General features: G+C 68.7%; 19 protein-coding genes. 2 read left to right on the top strand and 17 right to left on the bottom strand.

Translation table 11 applies throughout. From position 1 onward, the window contains the following. Positions 1–5: 5 nt before the first annotated feature. The 8 genes from ACFFN1_RS15955 to ACFFN1_RS15990 all read right to left on the bottom strand — a co-directional run bounded on the left by ACFFN1_RS15955 (position 6) and on the right by ACFFN1_RS15990 (position 8,272). Positions 6–536, bottom strand: a complete 531-nt coding sequence (locus tag ACFFN1_RS15955) for a MarR family winged helix-turn-helix transcriptional regulator (protein ID WP_376841884.1) — start codon at positions 534–536, stop codon at positions 6–8. After that, a complete protein-coding gene (gene hemB / locus ACFFN1_RS15960) occupies positions 533–1,579 on the bottom strand; it encodes a porphobilinogen synthase (RefSeq protein WP_376841962.1) in 1,047 nt (348 codons plus the stop codon). Before hemB ends, ACFFN1_RS15955 begins: the two co-directional genes overlap by 4 nt. A gap of 17 nt (positions 1,580–1,596) precedes the next feature. Next, positions 1,597–3,201: a bifunctional uroporphyrinogen-III C-methyltransferase/uroporphyrinogen-III synthase gene (locus tag ACFFN1_RS15965; RefSeq protein WP_376841885.1), complete on the bottom strand. Its 1,605-nt coding sequence runs from the start codon at positions 3,199–3,201 to the stop codon at positions 1,597–1,599. Continuing rightward, on the bottom strand, positions 3,198–5,699 hold the full coding sequence (gene hemA / locus ACFFN1_RS15970) for a glutamyl-tRNA reductase (RefSeq protein WP_376841886.1): 2,502 nt from the start codon (positions 5,697–5,699) through the stop codon (positions 3,198–3,200). The genes ACFFN1_RS15965 and hemA overlap by 4 nt, the downstream gene beginning before the upstream one ends. After that, positions 5,696–6,409, bottom strand: coding sequence for a redox-sensing transcriptional repressor Rex (locus ACFFN1_RS15975; protein WP_376841887.1), 714 nt, complete (start codon positions 6,407–6,409; stop codon positions 5,696–5,698). Before ACFFN1_RS15975 ends, hemA begins: the two co-directional genes overlap by 4 nt. Positions 6,410–6,470: 61 nt before the next feature. Continuing rightward, positions 6,471–6,737, bottom strand: a complete 267-nt coding sequence (locus ACFFN1_RS15980) for a glutaredoxin family protein (RefSeq protein WP_175293095.1) — start codon at positions 6,735–6,737, stop codon at positions 6,471–6,473. A gap of 90 nt (positions 6,738–6,827) precedes the next feature. Beyond that, positions 6,828–6,926: a 30S ribosomal protein bS22 gene (locus ACFFN1_RS15985; protein ID WP_005504750.1), complete on the bottom strand. Its 99-nt coding sequence runs from the start codon at positions 6,924–6,926 to the stop codon at positions 6,828–6,830. A 143-nt stretch (positions 6,927–7,069) separates the two neighbouring features. Next, entirely contained in the window at positions 7,070–8,272 is a 1,203-nt protein-coding gene (locus ACFFN1_RS15990) for an acetoin utilization protein AcuC (RefSeq protein ID WP_376841888.1), read from the bottom strand. Positions 8,273–8,334: 62 nt separating this feature from the next. On the opposite strand from ACFFN1_RS15990, the gene ACFFN1_RS15995 reads away from it, so the two are divergent. Both ACFFN1_RS15995 and ACFFN1_RS16000 read left to right on the top strand, forming a co-directional pair. Then, on the top strand, positions 8,335–9,732 hold the full coding sequence (locus tag ACFFN1_RS15995; RefSeq protein WP_376841889.1) for a TrkH family potassium uptake protein: 1,398 nt from the start codon (positions 8,335–8,337) through the stop codon (positions 9,730–9,732). Next, on the top strand, positions 9,725–10,402 hold the full coding sequence (locus ACFFN1_RS16000) for a potassium channel family protein (protein WP_376841890.1): 678 nt from the start codon (positions 9,725–9,727) through the stop codon (positions 10,400–10,402). The genes ACFFN1_RS15995 and ACFFN1_RS16000 overlap by 8 nt, the downstream gene beginning before the upstream one ends. Positions 10,403–10,406: 4 nt before the next feature. Here the strand turns inward: ACFFN1_RS16000 and proC are convergent, their stop codons facing one another. The 9 genes from proC to ACFFN1_RS16045 all read right to left on the bottom strand — a co-directional run bounded on the left by proC (position 10,407) and on the right by ACFFN1_RS16045 (position 18,131). Then, positions 10,407–11,222 carry a pyrroline-5-carboxylate reductase gene (proC, locus tag ACFFN1_RS16005; protein WP_376841891.1) on the bottom strand — a complete coding sequence of 272 codons (816 nt, stop codon included), beginning with the start codon at positions 11,220–11,222 and terminating at the stop codon, positions 10,407–10,409. A gap of 42 nt (positions 11,223–11,264) precedes the next feature. Next, positions 11,265–12,194, bottom strand: coding sequence for a sugar phosphate isomerase/epimerase family protein (locus ACFFN1_RS16010; RefSeq protein WP_376841892.1), 930 nt, complete (start codon positions 12,192–12,194; stop codon positions 11,265–11,267). A 38-nt stretch (positions 12,195–12,232) separates the two neighbouring features. Beyond that, positions 12,233–13,210, bottom strand: coding sequence for a Ppx/GppA phosphatase family protein (locus ACFFN1_RS16015; RefSeq protein WP_376841893.1), 978 nt, complete (start codon positions 13,208–13,210; stop codon positions 12,233–12,235). Positions 13,211–13,309: 99 nt separating this feature from the next. Further along, complete coding sequence (locus tag ACFFN1_RS16020) at positions 13,310–13,999, bottom strand: DUF4276 family protein (RefSeq protein WP_376841894.1); 690 nt, start codon at positions 13,997–13,999, stop codon at positions 13,310–13,312. Continuing rightward, the gene (locus ACFFN1_RS16025; protein WP_376841895.1) at positions 13,977–15,119 is read right to left on the bottom strand and encodes an AAA family ATPase; all 1,143 of its coding nucleotides are present in this window, start codon (positions 15,117–15,119) and stop codon (positions 13,977–13,979) included. Before ACFFN1_RS16025 ends, ACFFN1_RS16020 begins: the two co-directional genes overlap by 23 nt. Positions 15,120–15,226: 107 nt before the next feature. Then, positions 15,227–15,922 carry a hypothetical protein gene (locus tag ACFFN1_RS16030; protein ID WP_376841896.1) on the bottom strand — a complete coding sequence of 232 codons (696 nt, stop codon included), beginning with the start codon at positions 15,920–15,922 and terminating at the stop codon, positions 15,227–15,229. Then, positions 15,919–16,842 (bottom strand): ABC transporter ATP-binding protein, encoded by a 924-nt coding sequence (locus tag ACFFN1_RS16035; protein WP_376841897.1) that lies wholly within the window; start codon positions 16,840–16,842, stop codon positions 15,919–15,921. Before ACFFN1_RS16035 ends, ACFFN1_RS16030 begins: the two co-directional genes overlap by 4 nt. Beyond that, positions 16,839–17,213, bottom strand: coding sequence for a GntR family transcriptional regulator (locus tag ACFFN1_RS16040; RefSeq protein WP_376841898.1), 375 nt, complete (start codon positions 17,211–17,213; stop codon positions 16,839–16,841). The genes ACFFN1_RS16035 and ACFFN1_RS16040 overlap by 4 nt, the downstream gene beginning before the upstream one ends. Positions 17,214–17,339: 126 nt before the next feature. Next, entirely contained in the window at positions 17,340–18,131 is a 792-nt protein-coding gene (locus tag ACFFN1_RS16045; protein ID WP_376841899.1) for an enoyl-CoA hydratase/isomerase family protein, read from the bottom strand.

Here is an 18,131-nt window from a genome sequence, read left to right on the forward strand (position 1 = left end):
GGCACTTACGGTACGTCACGCATATGGGAATTCACTTTGAGGAAGATCGAGCGCATCGTCTTGATCTCGCTGTCATCGAGCAGGTCGATGAGGTGCTGGCGCACGCCTTCGACGTGCAGCGGGGCCGAGCGCTTGAGCAGCGTCCAGCCGTCGTCGGTGAGGGAGCAGTTGATGCCGCGGCCGTCCTCGGCGATCGCGGTGCGCCCGACGAGTCCGCGCTTTTCCATCCGGGACACGATGTGGGTCAGCCGGGACCGGCTCATGCCCATGTCGTCGGCGAGCAGCGCCATGCGCATGCAGCGGCCCGCCTGTTCGGAGAGGTGGACGAGGACTTCGTATTCGGGCAGCCCGATGCCGTGGGTCTGGCGCAGCTCCTTGTCGAGCTGGCTCATGAGCAGCTGGTGGGCGATGAGGAAGCTGCGCCAGGCGACCTGCTGGTCCTCGCTGAGCCAGCGCGGCTCAGCCGGCGCCTCGGTCACCGGTGAGATGTGCGGCACCCGCTCGCTGTCGCGCAGCCGGTCGCGTTCCATCATCATCGCCTGCCCGCCCTGCCGGCGGCCGCGGCGTTGAGGTGCTCGGCGACCTCGGTCGCCCAGTAGGTGAGCACCGCATCGGCGCCGGCGCGCACGAAGCAGGTGAGGCTTTCGAGGATCGCCGGCATCCGGTCGATGGCCCCTGCGCGGGCAGCGAATTCGACCATCGCGTATTCGCCGGAGATCTGGTAGGCCCACACCGGCACCGGGGAGGCCTCGGCGACCTGGGCGAGGACGTCGAGATAGGGCAGGCCGGGCTTGACCATGACGATGTCGGCGCCTTCGGCCAAGTCGAGTTCGAGTTCGCGCATCGCCTCGCGGCCGTTGGCCGGGTCCTGCTGGTAGGTGCGGCGGTCGCCCTCGAGCTGGGATTCCACGGCTTCGCGGAAGGGCCCGTAGAAGGCCGAGGAGTATTTGGCGGTGTAGCCGAGCACCACGACATCGGTGAATCCGGCGGCGTCGAGGGTGGCGCGCACGGCCGCGACCTGGCCGTCCATCATGCCCGAGAGTCCGAGCACATGCGCCCCTGCCCGGGCCTGCGCGAGCGCCATCTGGGCGTAGCGGGCGAGGGTGGCGTCATTGTCGACGCTGCCGTCGGCGGCGAGCACACCGCAGTGGCCGTGGGAGGTGAACTCATCGAGGCACAGATCGGCCATGATGACGGTCTCGGTGCCGACCGCCTCGGCGAGGGCGGCGATCGCCCGGTTGAGGATCCCATCCGGGGCCCAGGCCTGGCTGCCCTCGGGATCGCGTTCGGCGGGGATGCCGAAGAGCATGAGCCCGCCGACGCCGGCCGCCACCGCCTCGCGGGCGGCTGCGACGAGGGAGTCGAGGGTGTGCTGCACGACGCCGGGCATGCCCTGCAGCTCAGCCGGGGCGTCCAGGGTCTCCTTGACGAACATCGGCAGGATGAGCTGAGCGGGATCGAGGCGGTGTTCGGCGACGAGGCGGCGCAGGGCCGGGGTGCTGCGCAGGCGGCGCGGGCGGATCATGCCCGGCGCCGTGGCAGCCGCGGGCGCATGCTGATTCTCTGAGTTCATGGGCATCGGCGTCATGGGCATCCTCACTTCCTGCGGCGAGCGCTGCGGCGGCGGATCTGCGAGGGACGCAGCGGGGTGGTGCCTGCATTGAGCATCTCATCCCGGCGCTCCCGAGCGAACTCGACGAGCGCGGAGACGAGCGAGCCGAGGCTGGCCTCCGGGGCCTGGACGTCGACACGCAGGCCGTGGTCTGCAGCAGTCTGCGCGGTGGCCGGGCCGATACAGGCGACGACGGTGGTGTGGAAGGGCTTGCCGGCGATGCCGACGAGATTGCGCACCGTCGACGAGGAGGTGAAGAGCACCGCATCGAAGTCGCCGCGCTTGATCGCCTCGCGCACAGGCGCCGGCGGCGGCGAGGCGCGCACAGTCCGGTAGGCGGTGACATCGTCGACGTCCCAGCCCTCTTCGCGCAGCCCGGTGACGAGCACCTCACCGGCGATATCGGCGCGCGGCAGGAGCACCCGGTTCATCGCGTCGTGGCTGTCGTCGAACGGCGGCCAGTCGTCGAGCATCCCGCGGGCGGACTGCTCACCGGAGGGCACGAGGTCCGGGATGACGCCCCATTCCTGCAGGCAGGCGGCGGTCTGATCGCCGACCGCGGCGACCCGCACCCCGGCCAGGCAGCGGGCGTCGAGGCCGAGGTCTTCGAGCCAGGTGCGCACGACGGCGACCGCATTGACGGAGGTGAAGCCGACCCACTGGTAGTCGCCGTCGACGAGCGCGCGGATCGCCTTCTCCATCTGGTTGGGGGTGCGCGGTGGCTGGATCGCGATCGTCGGCACGATCGTGCCCTCGGCCCCGTATTCGGCCAGCAGCTCCTGGGTGGCGGCGGCCTGTTCGCGGGTGCGCGGGATGAGCACCTTCCAGCCGAACAGCGGCTTCGTCTCGAACCAGGACAGCTCCTTGCGCATCTCGATGCCCTGGCCCATGAGCATGATGACCCGCTGGTTGCGGCCGGCGCGCGCGAGGTGGGCATCGGCCTCGGCCAGCGTCGTCTCGACGGAGACCTGCTGCAGGGTCGAGACCTCGATCGTCATGAGGATCGGGGTCTCCGGCTCCCAGTCGTCGCCGAGCAGCCCGGCCACGGCAGCGGAGACGTCATCGACGCTGCCGGTGATGACATGGCCGGTGTTGCGGTGGCGGGCGACATCGACATAGGTCTGCGCGCTCGCTTCGATGAAGCGCACCGAGCGCACCCGGTTCGTCGTGATCGGGGTGCCGGTGTAGGCCGAGGTCGAGGAGGTGAGTCCGACCCCGGGCACGATCTCGAAGTCGACGCCGTTGCGCTTGCAGCCGGCGGCCTCATCGGTGGTGGTGGAGAACAGCACGCCGTCATGCGGGACGATCCGCACGACGCGGGTGTGTTCGCGGGCGAGCTGGGCGAGCTTGCGGCCGCGGGTGGTGGCGGCGACGCCGAGTTCGGCGGCGTCGATGCGGGTGGCGCTCTCCGGCACGTAGACGTCGACGATGGCATCGTGCTCGCCGGCGTCGTAGACGACGAGGGTGGCGCGTTCGAGCAGCTCAGCGCCCCGGTACGTCATGAGGCCCGGATCGCCGGGTCCGGCGCCGAGGAAGTGGACGATCGGGCGGGCGGCGGCCTGCGCCTCGGGACAGGAATCCCGGCTCATCGGCTCACCTCGCTCACGGACTGCCGGTCTGCTGCCGCAGTGTGCTCACTGCGCGGGTCGATGTGCTCGCGCGGCGCATTGGCGCCGGTGACGGTGTCGGGGACGACGCCGAGGATGTCGAGCAGTTCCTCGGCGATCCGGCTGCCGAGCTCCTTGGCGATGACCGGGCGCTGCTCCGGCGCCGAGGCGGCGGCCAGGTCCGCCGTGCGGGTCGCCCGCTGCAGGCGGCCGGAGTCATCGGCCATGACGCCGGTGAGGGTGAGGGCATTGCCGCTGATCGTCGCGAGGGCGCCGATCGGCGCGGAGCAGCCGGCCTCGGCATGGGCGAGGATCGCGCGCTCGGCTTCGCAGGTCAGACCGGTGTCCGAGTCGTGGATACCGCAGAGTGCCGCCCGCAGCTCATCGTCGAACTCGCCGACATCGGCATTCGCGGACCGGCATTCGACGGCGAGCGCTCCCTGACCGGGGGCCGGGAGCATGATCGCGGCGTCGAGCACATCGGTGACTTCGGCCAGCCGGCCGATCCGGCGCACACCGGCGGCGGCGAGGACGACGCCGTCGAGGCGGCCCTCGGTGACGTGCTTGATGCGGGTGTCGACATTGCCGCGCACGCCGCGGACCTCGATATCGGGGCGGGCGGCGCGCAGCTGGGCGGCGCGCCGCGGCGATCCGGTGCCGAGCACGGAGCCGGCGGGCAGCTCGGCGAGCGTCATGCCGTCGCGGGCGATGAGCACATCGGAGGGGTCGACGCGCGGGGGCACGGCGACGAGGTCGATGCCGGCGGCCGGGGCGGTCGGCAGGTCCTTGAGCGAGTGGACGGCGATGTCGATCTTCCCGGTCAGCAGCGCAGTGCGCACCGCGGAGACGAAGACCCCGGAGCCGCCCATCGAGGCGAGCGGGCTCATATTCACATCGCCTTCGGTGACGACCTCGACGATCTCGACCCGCCAGCCGGTCTGGGCGGCGATCTGCTGGGCGACGGCCGTCGACTGGGAGCGGGCGAGCCGGGAGCGGCGGGTGCCGAGTCTGACGGTGCGGCCGGTGAAGTGGGCCGGTTCGACGACGTCGAGAGTGTGGTCGGCGACCGGGCGCAGGCCATCGGCTTCGACATGGTGGTCGCCGCGCGCGGTGACCGGCGCGACCCCGGGGGCGGTGACGGAGACCTTCGAGCGGTCGATGCGCTGGGGCTCGGTGCGGCGGCCGGAGGTCGCACTCAGGTCGAACAGCTGAGTCAGGGCGGCGGCGTAGTCGACGTCGGAGTCCTGCACCGACAGCTGCTTGACCCGCACCGTCGGGGTGTGGACGAGCTTGTCGGCGGTGCGTTTGAGCGCGGTGCGGATCTCGTCGAGGACCTCAGCGTCGACCTTCGCGCCGATCTTGCGGCTCAGCCGCTCGAACTCGCCGGCCACAGTGGTCTCGGCATGCGAGCGCAGCGCGGTGACGGTCGGTGCGACCGAGCGGGCCTTGTGCTCGGCGCGGTAGGCGGCGAGCTCGTCGCGGATGATGCTGCGGACTTCCGCGACGATCTCGACGACACCGGACGGGCTGCGCAGATCGGATTCGGCGAACATCTCTGAGAGCTCTGCGAGGCCGATGAGCCGGATGTGGGGCAGTTCCCGCACGCTCGGGTCGATGTCATGCGGGAGTGCCAGGTCGACGAGGAACTTGTTGGGCTGCTGGTCGAAGTCGGCCTGCATGCCGGTGATGATGTCCTCGCGGGTGAGCACGGTGCCGCGCGACCCGGTGACGGAGACGATGAGATCGGCATCAGCGATCTCGGTGATGAGCTTCTCCGAGGTCAGCTCGACGGCACGGCCGCCGACCGGGGCGACGAGCCGTTCGGCCTTCTCCACCGTCCGGTTCATCACGGTGATGCGGGCGACGCCTGCCCGGTGCAGGGTCGCGACGGTGAGCCCGGACATCGCCCCGGCGCCGACGACGAGAGCGCGGGCCCGCTCCAGGCTGCCGATGTGCGCTTCGGCGGAGGTGAGCGCCTTGTCGAGCAGGGACTGGGAGACGGAGTCGAGTTCGGTTTCGGCATGCGCCCGCTTGCCGACCCGCAGCGCCTGCTGCAGCACGATGCCGAGTTCCTTCGTCAGCTGACCGGCCTGCTGCGCCTCGACATAGGCGCTGCGCAGCTGGCCGAGGATCTGAGCCTCGCCGACGGCCATCGAGTCGAGTCCGCAGGCGAGCGTCAGCAGGTGCTCGACGGCCTTCTCGTCGTAGTAGACGTAGACGTGCTCGGACAGCTCGGTCCAGTCGAGGCCGGTGGCGTCGACGAGCGCGGAGCCGATATCGGCCAGGCCGCCGTGGAAGGCCGAGGCGTCGGCGATGACCTCGAGCCGGTTGCAGGTCGAGAGCACGCAGGCGCCGTCGACGTAGTCACCGGCGCGCACCCCGGAGGCCAATGCCTCGACTCCGTGTGAGTCGAGGGCGATGGCATCGAGGACGGACATCGGTGCGGACCGATGTGAGATCCCGAGCACGAGGATGGTCACAGTGCATGCTCCCTAGGACGTGTGTTGCGGAGGTCGGTCGAGTCGATTCCGGCCGGTTGGGCCGGCGCGGTGTAGTGCGCGAGCACCCGCAGCTCGGAGGCGAGGTCGACATGGCGCACGTGCACGCCCTCGGGCACGGTGACCATGGTGGGGGCGAAGTTCAGCAGGCCGGTGATGCCGGCGGCGACGGCCGCCTCGGCGACGGTCTGGGCGGCCGGGGCGGGTACGGCGATGATGAGCATCTCGATGCCGTCCTCGGCCGCGGCAGCGGGCAGCTGCTCGATCGGCAGCACAGGTGCGCCGCCCACGGTGGTGCCCACCACCTCGGGCGCGGTGTCGAACACGGCGGTCAGCTCGAATCCGCTGAAGCGCACGGCGGCGTAGTCGGCGATCGCCGAGCCGAGGCGGCCGGCACCGGCGATGGCGATGCGGCGGGTGCGGTCGAGGCCGAGGAAGCGGCGCACCGCGGTACCGAGTGCGACGGTGTCGTAGCCGACGCCGCGGCGGCCGGCGAAGTCGAGGTGGGACAGGTCGCGGCGCAGGATCGCCGAGCCGACGGAGCAGCGGCCGGCGAGCTCCTCGCTGGAGACGGTCTGCTGACCGGCGGCGGCGAGTTCGTCAAGGGCCTGCAGGTAGCCGGGCATGCGGGCGACGACCGGGGCAGGCACGGAGGTCAGTCCGGTGCCGCCGGATTGCGAAGCGGTGCTCACCAACGACCTCACCCCCTGTCTGTGTCACGATGCCGTATGGTGTGTGGCCCGCCGGGCGGCCTCAGCCGCGGGCGAGCAGTGTCTCGACGGTGCGCCTCAGCCGGGTCCCGTCGATGCGGTGCTTGGCGTGCCTGCGGCCGTTGAGCAGCACGACGGGGATGTCCCATTCGTGCTGGGCGAGAAGGTCGGCGTCGGTTTCGATGTCGACGGCGGTGACCGTGACGTCGCCTGCGGCGATGTGCTCGCCGAGGGTGTCCTCGATGACGTCCATGGCGGTGACGCACAGCCCGCATCCGGGGCGGGTGAGGAACGTCAGCTCGACGCTCATCCGGTCATCCTCCTCGCTGTCGGCCTGCGTGCCGGGGCCATATCAGCACGAAACCCCGCCGCTCGAAACGACGGGGACGCACGCAGCCGCTTACTTCTTGTTGCGGCGCTGGTGGCGGGTCTTGCGCAGAAGCTTCCGGTGCTTCTTCTTCGACATCCGCTTGCGGCGCTTCTTGATGACTGAGCCCATAGATAAATCCTCACGGGTAGGAGATCGGGGCGAACACTGTTCGTTCGCCTGTCAGACGTAACCGCTTAATTCTATCGTTGCCTCGAGCTATTCCAAAACTGCTCACTCGAGTCAAGGAGGCCGCCTGCGCGGCGGGTCGGATGTCAGTCGAAATGGGCGTCGAGACCGTAGAAGGGGAAGATGTTCTTCCGCGTCGACATGACGGTGCGGTCGAGGTCGGATTCGGGGTCGTAGCCGTTGGCCCAGGGGTCGAAGGTGCCGTCGTGGCCGTCGGTCATCATGTACGGGGCGGTGATCCGGGTGACGTCCTCGACATAGGTGCGCCAGCGTTCGGGCAGCTCGCGCGTGGGGTCGATATCGGCTCCGGCGGCGATCGCCACGAGGTTCGTCCACGCCCGCGGCACCACCTCGACGAGCGCGTAGCCGCCTCCGCCGGTGGCCAGCCAGCGGCCCTCGGTGTAGTCGTCGGCGAGATCGCGCACCCACTGGGTGGCCACCCGCATCGCATCGACGCTGAGCCGCAGGTGGGTGAGCGGATCGGCGGAGTGGCCGTCGCAGCCGTGCTGACTGACGATGACCTGCGGGGAGAACTCCCGGATGACCGCCGGCACGACGGCGTCGAGGGCGCGCAGCCAGTCGTGGTCGTCGGTGCGCGGGGGCAGGGCGATGTTGACCGCCGAGGCGGCGGCGTCGAGTCCGCCGACGTCGTTGGCGAAGCCGGTGCCCGGGAACAGGAAGCGGCCGTTCTCATGCACGGAGATCGTCAGCACCCGCGGGTCGTCCCAGTAGAAGCGCTCCGTGCCGTCGCCGTGGTGGGCGTCGAGGTCGATGTAGCAGATGCGCTCATAGCCGCTGTCGAGGAAGTGCTGGATGGCCGCGGCCAGGTCGTTGTAGACGCAGAACCCGGCGGCCCGGCCGGGCATCGCATGGTGCATGCCGCCGCAGAAGTTGACGGCGCGCTCATAACGTCCCGAGGTGATGGCCCGGGCCGCTTCGAGGCTGCCCTGGAAGATCCGGCCGGAGGCTTCGTGGATCCGGTCGAAGCGCGGCACGTCCTCGGTGCCGACGCCGAAGGCCGCGGCGTCCTCGGCCGGGATGTCCGTGGTCGTCTCGGCGCGCTTGACCGCGTCGATGAACTCCTGTGTGTGCAGTGCGGCCAGCGCCTCCTCGTCGATGCCGCCGACGCCAGAGATGTGGATCCGGGGGTGGTCGAAGAGGCCGAACTCGGTGGCGAGTCTGGCGGTCAGATCCAGGCGCAGCGGATTCATCGGATGGGTCGGTCCGAAGTTGTACTGCGTGAAGGATTCGTCCCAGATGACGAAGACCTCGGTCTCTCGCTTGGCCATGGCCACAACTCTAACCGCTCACTGTGAGCTGGGAAACACGCAGGGCGGGCTACACTGTCGAGGTGACATCACAGCCGCGGAGTTTCACCGACCGGGTTCTGCACCCGGGCCGGCGCCTGCGTGATGTCCTCGACGATGTCGCCGAGGCATCCCCCGCCCGGCTGGCGATGGCCTCCTTCATCGTCGCGACCGCGGTCTTCACCGTGCTGCTGTCCCTGCCGATCGCGCATCAGAACCCCGGCGAGCACTCCTTCGCCAACAGCCTCTTCGTCGCGGTCTCGACGATCTGCGTCACCGGCCTGTCGCCGGTCGTGACCGAGGAGTACTGGACAACCTTCGGCCACTGGGTGATGGTCGCCTCGATGCAGGTGGGCGGTCTCGGCATCCTCACCCTGGCCTCGCTGCTGGGCATGGCGGTGTCGAAGCGGCTGGGCGTGCGCCAGCGGCTCATCGCCGCGCAGGCGACGAACACCTTCCAGGTCGGGCAGGTCGGCACGCTCATGCGGGCGGTCATCATCACGAGCCTCTCCGTCGAGGCCGTCATCATGGCGCTGCTGCTGCCGCGCTTCCTGCAGCGTGGCGACAGCTTCGGCGATGCGCTGTGGCACAGCATCTTCTACGCCGTCAGCTCCTTCAACAACGCCGGGTTCACCCTCCACTCCGGCGGTGCCGTGTTCTTCTCGGAGGATCCGTGGATCCTCATGGTCGTCATGATCTCGATGCTCATCGGCTCGCTCGGCTTCCCGGTCGTGCTCATGGTCGCGGTGACGTGGAACCGCCCGCGCGGCTGGGATCTGCATACGAAGCTGACCCTGGCGACGACGGGCATCCTCTTCGTGCTGTCCTTTGCGCTGCTGTACCTCTTCGAGTCGAGCAATGAGCGCACGATCGGCGGGATGAGCTTCGGCCACGGGATCACGAACACTCTGTTCATGGCCGCGATGCCGCGCTCCGGCGGGATGGCCTCGGTCGATGTCTCCGATATGCACGGCACCAGCCATCTGCTCATCGACGTGCTCATGTTCATCGGCGGCGGCTCGTCCTCGACGGCCGGCGGCATCAAGGTCACGACGATCGCGGTGCTCGTGCTCGCTGCGCTGGCCGAGGCGCGCGGACTCAAGGACGTCACCGTGTTCCACCGGCGCATCGACCCGGCGACCGTGCGGGTGGCGATCTCGATCACGCTGGCCGGCACCGGGCTCGTGCTCGCCGGCACGCTCGCGCTGCTGCACATCACCCGGATGCCGCTCGATGCGGTGCTCTTCGACGCCATCTCCGCCTTCGCCACCTGCGGAATGTCCTCCGGGGTGACCGAGCAGTCCCCCGCTGCCGGACTCTATGTGCTCAGTGCGCTCATGTTCCTCGGCCGGCTCGGTACGATTACCTTGGCTGCCTCGCTGTCGACCAGCCACCAGCAACGCTTGTTCCGCTATCCGGAGGAGAGGCCGATCATTGGCTAAGCAGTCGGGAAAGCCCGCCCACGATGCGATCCTCGTCATCGGCCTCGGCCGGTTCGGCGCCTCAACGGCGGAGAACCTCACGAAGCTCGGCCGCGAGGTGATGGCCGTCGAACGCAATCCGGATATGGTCCAGGAGTGGTCCGGCCGGCTCACCCATGTCGTCGAAGCCGATGCCACCAACATCGAGGCGCTGCGCCAGCTCGGCGTGCAGGACTTCTCCACCGCGGTCGTCGGCATCGGCACCTCGATCGAGGCGAGCGTGCTGACGACGGCGAATCTCGTCGATCTCGGCATCGACCAGGTGTGGGCGAAGGCGATCTCGAACTCGCACGGCAAGATCCTGCGCCGCATCGGCGCCGAGCATGTGCTGTTCCCCGAATCGGAGGCCGGCGCGCGCGTCGCCCATCTCGTGTCCTCGCAGATGCTCGACTACATCGAGTTCGACGACGGCCACTTCGCGGTCGTGAAGATGCGCCCGCCCAAGGAGGTGCAGGGCTTCACGCTGGCCGAATCCGGCATCCGCGACACCTACGGCGTCACCGTCGTCGGCATCAAGAGCCCCGGCCGCGACTTCACCTACGCCGAACCGTCCTCACGCGTCGGCAGCCAGGATGTGCTCATCGTCGCCGGGCACGTCGAGCTGCTCGGCCGCTTCGCCGGCCGGCCCTGACAGCTCAGTACTCCTCGGCCATCGCGATCGCCCGCTGTCCGGCGGCCTGCGCGGCGCGTTCGACGAGCGCGGCGAAGCCGGCGTCCTGGAAGGTCGTGATCGCGGCATGCGTTGTGCCGCCCTTGCTCGTGACCGCCTGGCGCAGCGCCGCGGGATCGGGGTCGGCGGCGAGCAGCCGGCCGGCGCCCTCCGCGGTCTTCACGACCATCGCAGCGGCAGTCTCGGCGTCGAGGCCCATGGCGGTGCCAGCACGCACCATCTCCTCGGCAAGCAGGAAGAAGTAGGCGACTCCGGAGCCGGAGATCCCCGTCATCGCGGGGATGAGCTCTTCGTCGAGCTCGAACACCTGCCCGGCCCCGGCGAGCAGCGCGGTGAGCGGCGCGACCTGCGCGGCGGCGACCGCCTCGGCTGGGGAGACCGAGATGACCCCGCAGCCGATCCGGCTCGGCGTGTTCGGCATGATCCGCACCACCGCCTCGTGCCCGGCGGAGGCGGCCAGCTGCTCCAGGGTGATCCCGGCGGCCATCGACACGAGCACGGCTTCGGCACCCAGCTCGGCCCCCACCTCGGCGGCGGTGTCCTTGATCGCCCAGGGCTTGACGCCCAGGAAGACGTAATCCGCGCCCGAGGCGGCACGCCGGTTGGCAGCCGAATCCTCGGCGACGGCGATGGTCCGGATGCCGTGCTCGGCGGCGAGTGCCCGGGCGGATGCGGCCGAGTGGGTGGTGGCGATGATGTCGGCGGGATCGCAGCCGCCGGCGATGACGCCGGCGAGCAGGGCTGAGCCCATCGATCCGGTGCCGATGAAGGCGAGTCTCATGGTCGTATCCTCCTAGTCCGATCCGTGCGCGCCGGTGCGGGCTCAGTCGTGCATGCCCAGATGGCGTTTGGCGAATTCGAGCGATTCGATGAGCATCTCCTCGCGCTTGCGGGAGCTGGTGGTGAAGCGGGTGTTGACCTCGACGACGACATCGCCGGACCAGTTCTCCTTGGCCAGGTACTGCAGCACCTCGGCGACGGGCATATGGCCGCGACCGGGCACGAGGTGTTCGTCCTTGAGTGATCCGGCTCCGTCGGTCAGGTGGATGTGGTGCAGCCGGCCGAACAGCTCCTGGACCGCTTCGAGTGCGTTCATCCCGGCGGTCGCGGCGTGTGAGAAGTCGAAGGTGACGGCGTCGTAGTCGTAGCCGATCGGGTTCCAGTCCGGCAGGTAGACCTGGACTTCCCGGATGCCGGCCCGCCACGGATACATGTTCTCCACCGCCAGGGTGATGCCGGTCTCCTCGCTGATCTCACGCACCCCGGTGACGAAGTTGCGGGCGTAGTCGCCCTGCCAGCGGAACGGCGGGTGGAGGACGACCGTCCGGGCCCCCACCTCGGCGGCGATCCGGCAGGTGATGCGCAGCTTCTCCCAGTGGTCGCTCGTCATCACCCGCGGCATGAACAGCAGGGTCGGGGCGTGCAGGGACAGCACGGGCAGGCCGGTGCGCTGCACTTCGGAGCGGATGAAGTCGACGTCCTGAGTCTCGGCGCTGTTGGTGATCATGATCTCGACGCCCTCGTAGCCGAGGCGGGCGGCGGTGTCGAAGCAGGTGGTGACCGTCATCGGATAGACCGAGGAGGTCGAGAGCCCCAGCCGGATCTGGTTGTCGGAGACGTGCCGGACACCGTGTTCGTAGACCGGGACGCGCTCGAAGTACTCGCGGTGCCGGCGGGAGTTCGCGCGCGCGGAGTTCGGCGTCGTCAGCGCCTTGCGGAACGTCCGTCGGGGTCGCGATGCTCTCGGTGTCACACCGAACAGTCTAGTACGCGGGCTCCCAGCCGGCAGGCCTACAGGTCGAGGGCGAGCGGGCGGCCGCGCGGGATGGACACGGACTCCGAGGAGTCGAGCAGGTCGAGCTTGCGCATGATGATGCCCTCGCGCAGCGCCCACGGGCTGATTTTCATCGATTCGATGCCGAAGATCGTGAAGGCGACATCCGCGACGATCGCGCCGGCGAGCACCTGCCCGGAGCGGGCCGCGGAGACGCCGGGCAGCTCGGCGCGCTGCGCGGGAGTGCGCGAGAGCAGGGTGTCGATGATGCCGGGCATGTCCTTGCGCTGCAGCTTGCGCGGCACGTAGATGCCGTCACCGCTCGGCGCAGCCCCGGCGATGCGCGCCAGCGACCGGAAGGTCTTCGACGAGCCGACGATCTTCTCCGGCTTGCCGACGCGGTTGACGTCTCCGGCGATCCGGCCGATCTCCTTGCGGGCCAGGTGGCGCAGGGCGGCGATGTCGTCCTCGCTGGGCTGGTCGGCGGAGAGGAACCGGCTGTGCATGCGCCCGGCGCCCAGCGGCAGGGACAGGGCGATGTCGGGGTACTCGTCCCGGCCGGCGGCGATCTCCAGGGAGCCGCCGCCGATGTCGAGGAGCAGGATATTGCCGGCCGACCAGCCGAACCAGCGGCGGGCGGCGAGGAAGGTGATGCGGGCCTCCTCCTCCCCGCTCATGACGTTGAGGGTGAGCCCGGATTCCCGGTGGATGCGCTCGATCGTCTCGTCGCCGTTGGGGGCGCTGCGGATCGCCGAGGTGGCGAAGGCGAGGATCTGCTCGGAGCCCTGCTCTTCGGCGATCGTGATCGACTCCCTGCAGAAGTCGACGAGGCGCTGCTGGCCGTAGGAGGTGATCGATCCGTCGTCCTTGAGGTGCTCGGCTAAGCGCAGGACCTCTTTGTGGGAGGTCGCCGGCAGCGGCGGGGCGCCGACGTGTGCATCCACGACGAGGAGGTGGATGCTGTTGGATCCGATATCGAGAACTGCAAGACGCACGGATTCATCCTACCGTCACATGGTCCTCCGCTCATCCGGTGCCCGTCGCACAAGGCGGCCTGCCCATCTGCGCAGGCACCCACCGCCTCGGGGCCGGCCTCAGCCGCGAAGCCGCTGGATCCACGCGGCCAGCTGGGGGCAGGCGTGGAGGCAGCTGCGCAGGCCAGCCTGCTCGATAATGTCGATGCCGTCGCGGACTTTCGAATACTCCGCGATGATTCCCTCCACCCGTGCGGCGGGCGAGGAATGAGGGTGACTGTCGATGAGTTCGGCGTTGCCATCGTGCTCTGCCAGCAGCTTCTGGAACTCGTGCGCAGCACGGGCCTGACCGAAGACCGATGGGAGGTGGGCACCGGCAGCGATGACGAGAGCCTCGAACTCATGCACCATGGCGAACGGGATGAAGCGCGCATCATCGACCTCGCGTGTCATCACCTCGCACAGCTGCGCTGCTGCAGCGTGCCCGCCGCTGGTGGCCAATGGCTCAGCCAACCGGATGTCAGCGGGGAAGCCGTAGAGGTCGATGAGCGTCGTCACTGCCGACCACTGCGGTTGGGAGCAGAGATTCCGGAGATGGCTGCGGTAGTGCTTCCAGGCCGCCCCGCCTCGCTTCGCCTTCTGCCCAGAAACTCGCTTCGTGTGGCCCACGATCGGTCTGAGCCACACATCGTCACCCACGAAGCCCTGCAGAATCTCCTCGACGAACCGCTCCTCAGTTCTGCCTTCGACCATGATCGCCACCAAGCGCATGAGAACAGACGCCTCGTCACCAGCTCCGCCGCGGAGCATCGGATGGGCGTGGCCTGCCGCCCAGGAGATTCATCTCCCAGAGCTCGCCGAGCGAGTAGTCGTCCAGCCACTGCGCAAGCCGTTCCCTATCCGGCCGGTCGACGACGGTGGCGCCCTTCACTCGCTCGACCACGGCCACCTCGTCAAGCTCGAACCGCGACAGGAGGCCCACCGACTGCGTCGCCGCGAGAATCCGGCAGTCCCGGGAGGCCGAACGCATCAGCTCGGTCAGATGCTCCACAGCGACCGGGTGCAAGCCGAGCTCAGGCTCATCGAGCACGATCGTCGCCGGTGGATGCGGCTGTAGGAACAGAGTTGCCAGGCAGATGAAGCGCAGCGTTCCTGAGCTCAGCGCAGAACCGGAGAACGTTCCGTCGATCTGCCGCTCCTGCCACTGCAGCAGCACGGTGTCACCGTGCTGGTCGAAGGCAAAATCGTCGAAGAACGGAGCAACGGTCCGCACCGACCGCACGATCCTCCCGTACCGCTCGGGGTCACGCTCCTTCAACGCGTACAGGACGGCAGCGAGATTTCGCCCGTCGCTGTGAAGCGAAGCGCTGTCTGCAATATCTGTGCGTCGAAGCGGGGGCGCGTCGCTGCTGGTGTCGTCGAAATGGAAGACACGGCAGCCGGTCAGAACGTCGAGCAAGTAACCGTGGGCCCGATGCTCATCGCGGCGTGCGGCGAGACTGCTCTCGCGCGATTCGCCCAGCGGCACATCGTACGGAGTCTCGAACCGAGCTTTGTGAGTGTACGTCCATTCGCTGAGCATGGCAGTGTCGTCAGGCCCAGGCCGCAGACGCATCCGGTATCCGTTCCGGACCCTGCTGGCATCCTCAGGTGGACCCGACCACTGGCCCCATGCTTCGAGGGAGATCTCTTCTGCCGCCAGCGCACCGTAGCCGCGATGAACCATGCCGCTGAATCCGCCGGACCGGAGCACGTATCCTCGGAGCTTCTGATCGATCGTCGATCCCAGCAGCTCGAACGCGTCGACGATATTGCTCTTCCCCGAGCCGTTCGCGCCGATGAGCAGGGTTACCGGGCTCGACAGAGGAAGGGTGAGATCGCCGATCGACCTGAACCCCTGAATGCGAACCGAACTCAGTGCAGCCGTCATCACAGACTCCAGACGACTGTCGTAGTTCCCTGACCACGGAGAAGACTCATGATCCGAGTCTACCGGCACCACCGCCTCGGGCGCGGCCCCCAATGCAACACACCAGCTCAGGGCACCGCGCGGCGCAGCGTGAGGTAGGACAGTCCGGCGAGCACGGCGGTCAGAAGTGCGAGCCAGCCGGTCAGCTGCAGGGAGCCGGCGGTGGCGAACCAGGCGATCACCTCACCCCAGGCTTCGCGGCGGGAGACGACGAGCAGCGCACCGGCGAGCACGAGACCGAGGGCGCCGAGGACAGCGACGAGCACCGTCATGCCCCAGCGCTTGAACACGGTCGCACTCCAGAATCCGAGCACGAAGGCCATGAGGGTGAAGACGAAGAACGTCAGCCACGCAGCCCACCAGCCCGACTCCCACAGCCACGGCAGGTGGGCGACGTAGCCGTTCATGCCGTAGCCGTCGGTGGCCTGTTCGATGAATCCCTGGACGATGAACGCGCTGGCCAGCGCGGCAGCACCGACGGCTGCCGCGGCGAGGCTGCCGAGGTAGAACTCCCAGCGCGCCAGGCCCACCGATTGGGAGAACGGGAAGGTCAGGGTCATCGCGGATACGCCGACGAACAGGAAGGTCCACATCGGCGCCTGAGCCGCGCCGCCGTACTTGGGTCCGGACTCGGGGATCATCGCGTAGATCATGAGGGACAGCGCAACCGCGAGACCGAAGACGAGGAGCGGCACCCACAGGAACGGATGCCGGTTGACGAACTGCAGGCGGATGACGTTGGCGATGCGCGCAGTCTGGCTCATGACAGTGCTCCTTCCATGCTCGAGGGGGACAGCTCGGGGCCGGTCGCCGTCGCGGCGGCCGCAGTGCGGTGGACGATCGACTCCTGCAGTCCGACGGACTCGAGGCGCACGCCGGCATGGGAGGCGGTCTCGGATTCGGCCGCACTGGGGATGCCGTGGAAGACGAGAGCACCGGCACTGCCCATGGTCCTGCGCTCGAGCACCCGGTGGCCGCGGGCCAGCCGGTCGAGTGCGGCGGTGGGTCCGGTCGCTCGGGTGAGCGCCGAGGTCGCCTCCTCGACGGTCTCGTCCATGATGATGCGGCCACCGTCGATGACGAGGACGCGCTCGATGAGGTCGGCGATCTCGTCGATGAGGTGCGAGGACATGAGGATGGTGCGCGGGTGCTCGGCGTAGTCGGCGATGAGCCAGTCGTAGAAGATCTGCCGGGCCACCGCGTCGAGTCCGAGGTAGGGCTCGTCGAAGAAGGTGATCTCGGCCCGCGAGCACAGCCCGATGATGACGCCGACGGCCGAGAGCTGACCGCGTGAGAGCTTCTTGACCTTCGTCTTCAGCGGCAGCCGGAAGTCGGCCACGAGCTGCTCGGCGACGTCATGGTCCCAGCCGGGGTAGAACAGGCTGGCTGCGCGCAGGGCGTGCGCGGCGGTCATCGATTCGGGATACTTCTGGTTCTCGCGCACGAAGCACATCCGGCCGAGCACGCGCGGGTTCTCGTAGGGGTCCTCGCCGAAGACGCGCACCGTTCCCGAGGTGGCGAAGAGCTGGCTGGTGATGATCGACATGGTCGTCGACTTGCCGGCGCCGTTGCGGCCGAGGAAGCCGTAGATGGTGTTCGCCTCCAGATCGAAGCCCACGCCGTCGAGCGCATTGCCCGCCGGGTAGGCCTTGACGAGGTCGCGGACGCTGACGACGGGGTTCATGACTGCGCTCCGACTGCCGTGGCACGGTCCTTGACCATGGCGATGACCTCTCCGGCGTTGAGCCCGATGGTGGCGGCCTCGACCATGAGCGGCTCGACGAAGCGAGCGGCGAAGACTGCGCGGCGCTCAGCGCGCAGCTTCTCGCGGGCGCCGGCGGTGACGAACATGCCGATCCCCCGCTTCTTGGTCAGCAGGCCCTTGTCGGCGAGCATCGTCAGCCCCTTGGCGGCGGTGGCCGGGTTGACGCGGTGGAACGCGGCGAGCTCGTTCGTCGACGGTGCCCGGGACTCCTCGGCCAGTGAGCCGTCGACGATGCTGTTCTCGATGCTCTCTGCGATCTGCAGGAACAGCGCACGTTCTTCTTCGATCACGGATCTCTCCCTCCTTGGTTACTTACTAAAGTAGTAAACCATTCAACGCAGGGGGATGCAAGAACGCCCCCGCACAAATGCGGGGCCGTCAGTGCGCTGGGAGGCAAGAAACGCCTCGGGGGCAGCTCAGTCCTGCCAGTCGCGGCGGGTGAAGGAGAAGTCGGGCCGGCGCTTGGCGAAGAACGCCTCCTGCCCCTCGACGATCTCGGTGGCATACGCCTCAGCCAGCCAGGACCCGGCGGAGACATCAGGCACCGCGCCTGAAAGGATCTGCTTGGCTCCGGTCTGGGACAGCGGGGAGCGGCTGGCGATCGTCCCGGCGATCTCGTGCGCCTTCTCCAGCGGGGTGTCGCTGACGGTGTGGATGAAGCCGAGGTTGAGCGCCTGGTCGAAGTCGATGATCTCGGCGGTGAGCAGGAAGTACTTCGCCCACGCATCGCCGATGATCGTCGCCAGCCGCTTCGTCGGCCCCGGCGGGTAGACGAGGCCGAGCTTGGCAGCCGTCACCCCGTAGATGGTGTTCGGCGCGGCGACCCGCACATCGCAGGCAGCCGCCAGCTCGGTGCCGCCGCCCACGCAGTTGCCCTCGATCGCGGCAATGGTGGGAATCGAGACCGAGGCGAGTGCCGCCTCGGCGGCGGAGTTCGTCTCCCAGAAGTCCGCGAGCGGCACGTTGAGGTCGTGGATGTCGGAGCCGGCAGAGAAGTGCCCGCCGGCGCCGGTGAGGATGAGCACGGACAGCTCCTCAGCGGCGTCGATGCTCGCAAGGATCCCCGGCAGGGCCTGCCACATCTGACGGGACAGGGCGTTGCGCTTGGCCGGTCGATCGAAGACGAGGGTTCCGACTCCACCGGTGATGGTGAAGCCGAAACCCTCGATGCTCTCGATGGACCGGCGCAGCTGGTCCAGCGTGCTCAT

It is taken from the genome of Brevibacterium otitidis (assembly GCF_042429315.1).
Taxonomy (GTDB): Bacteria; Actinomycetota; Actinomycetes; order Actinomycetales; family Brevibacteriaceae; genus Brevibacterium; species Brevibacterium otitidis.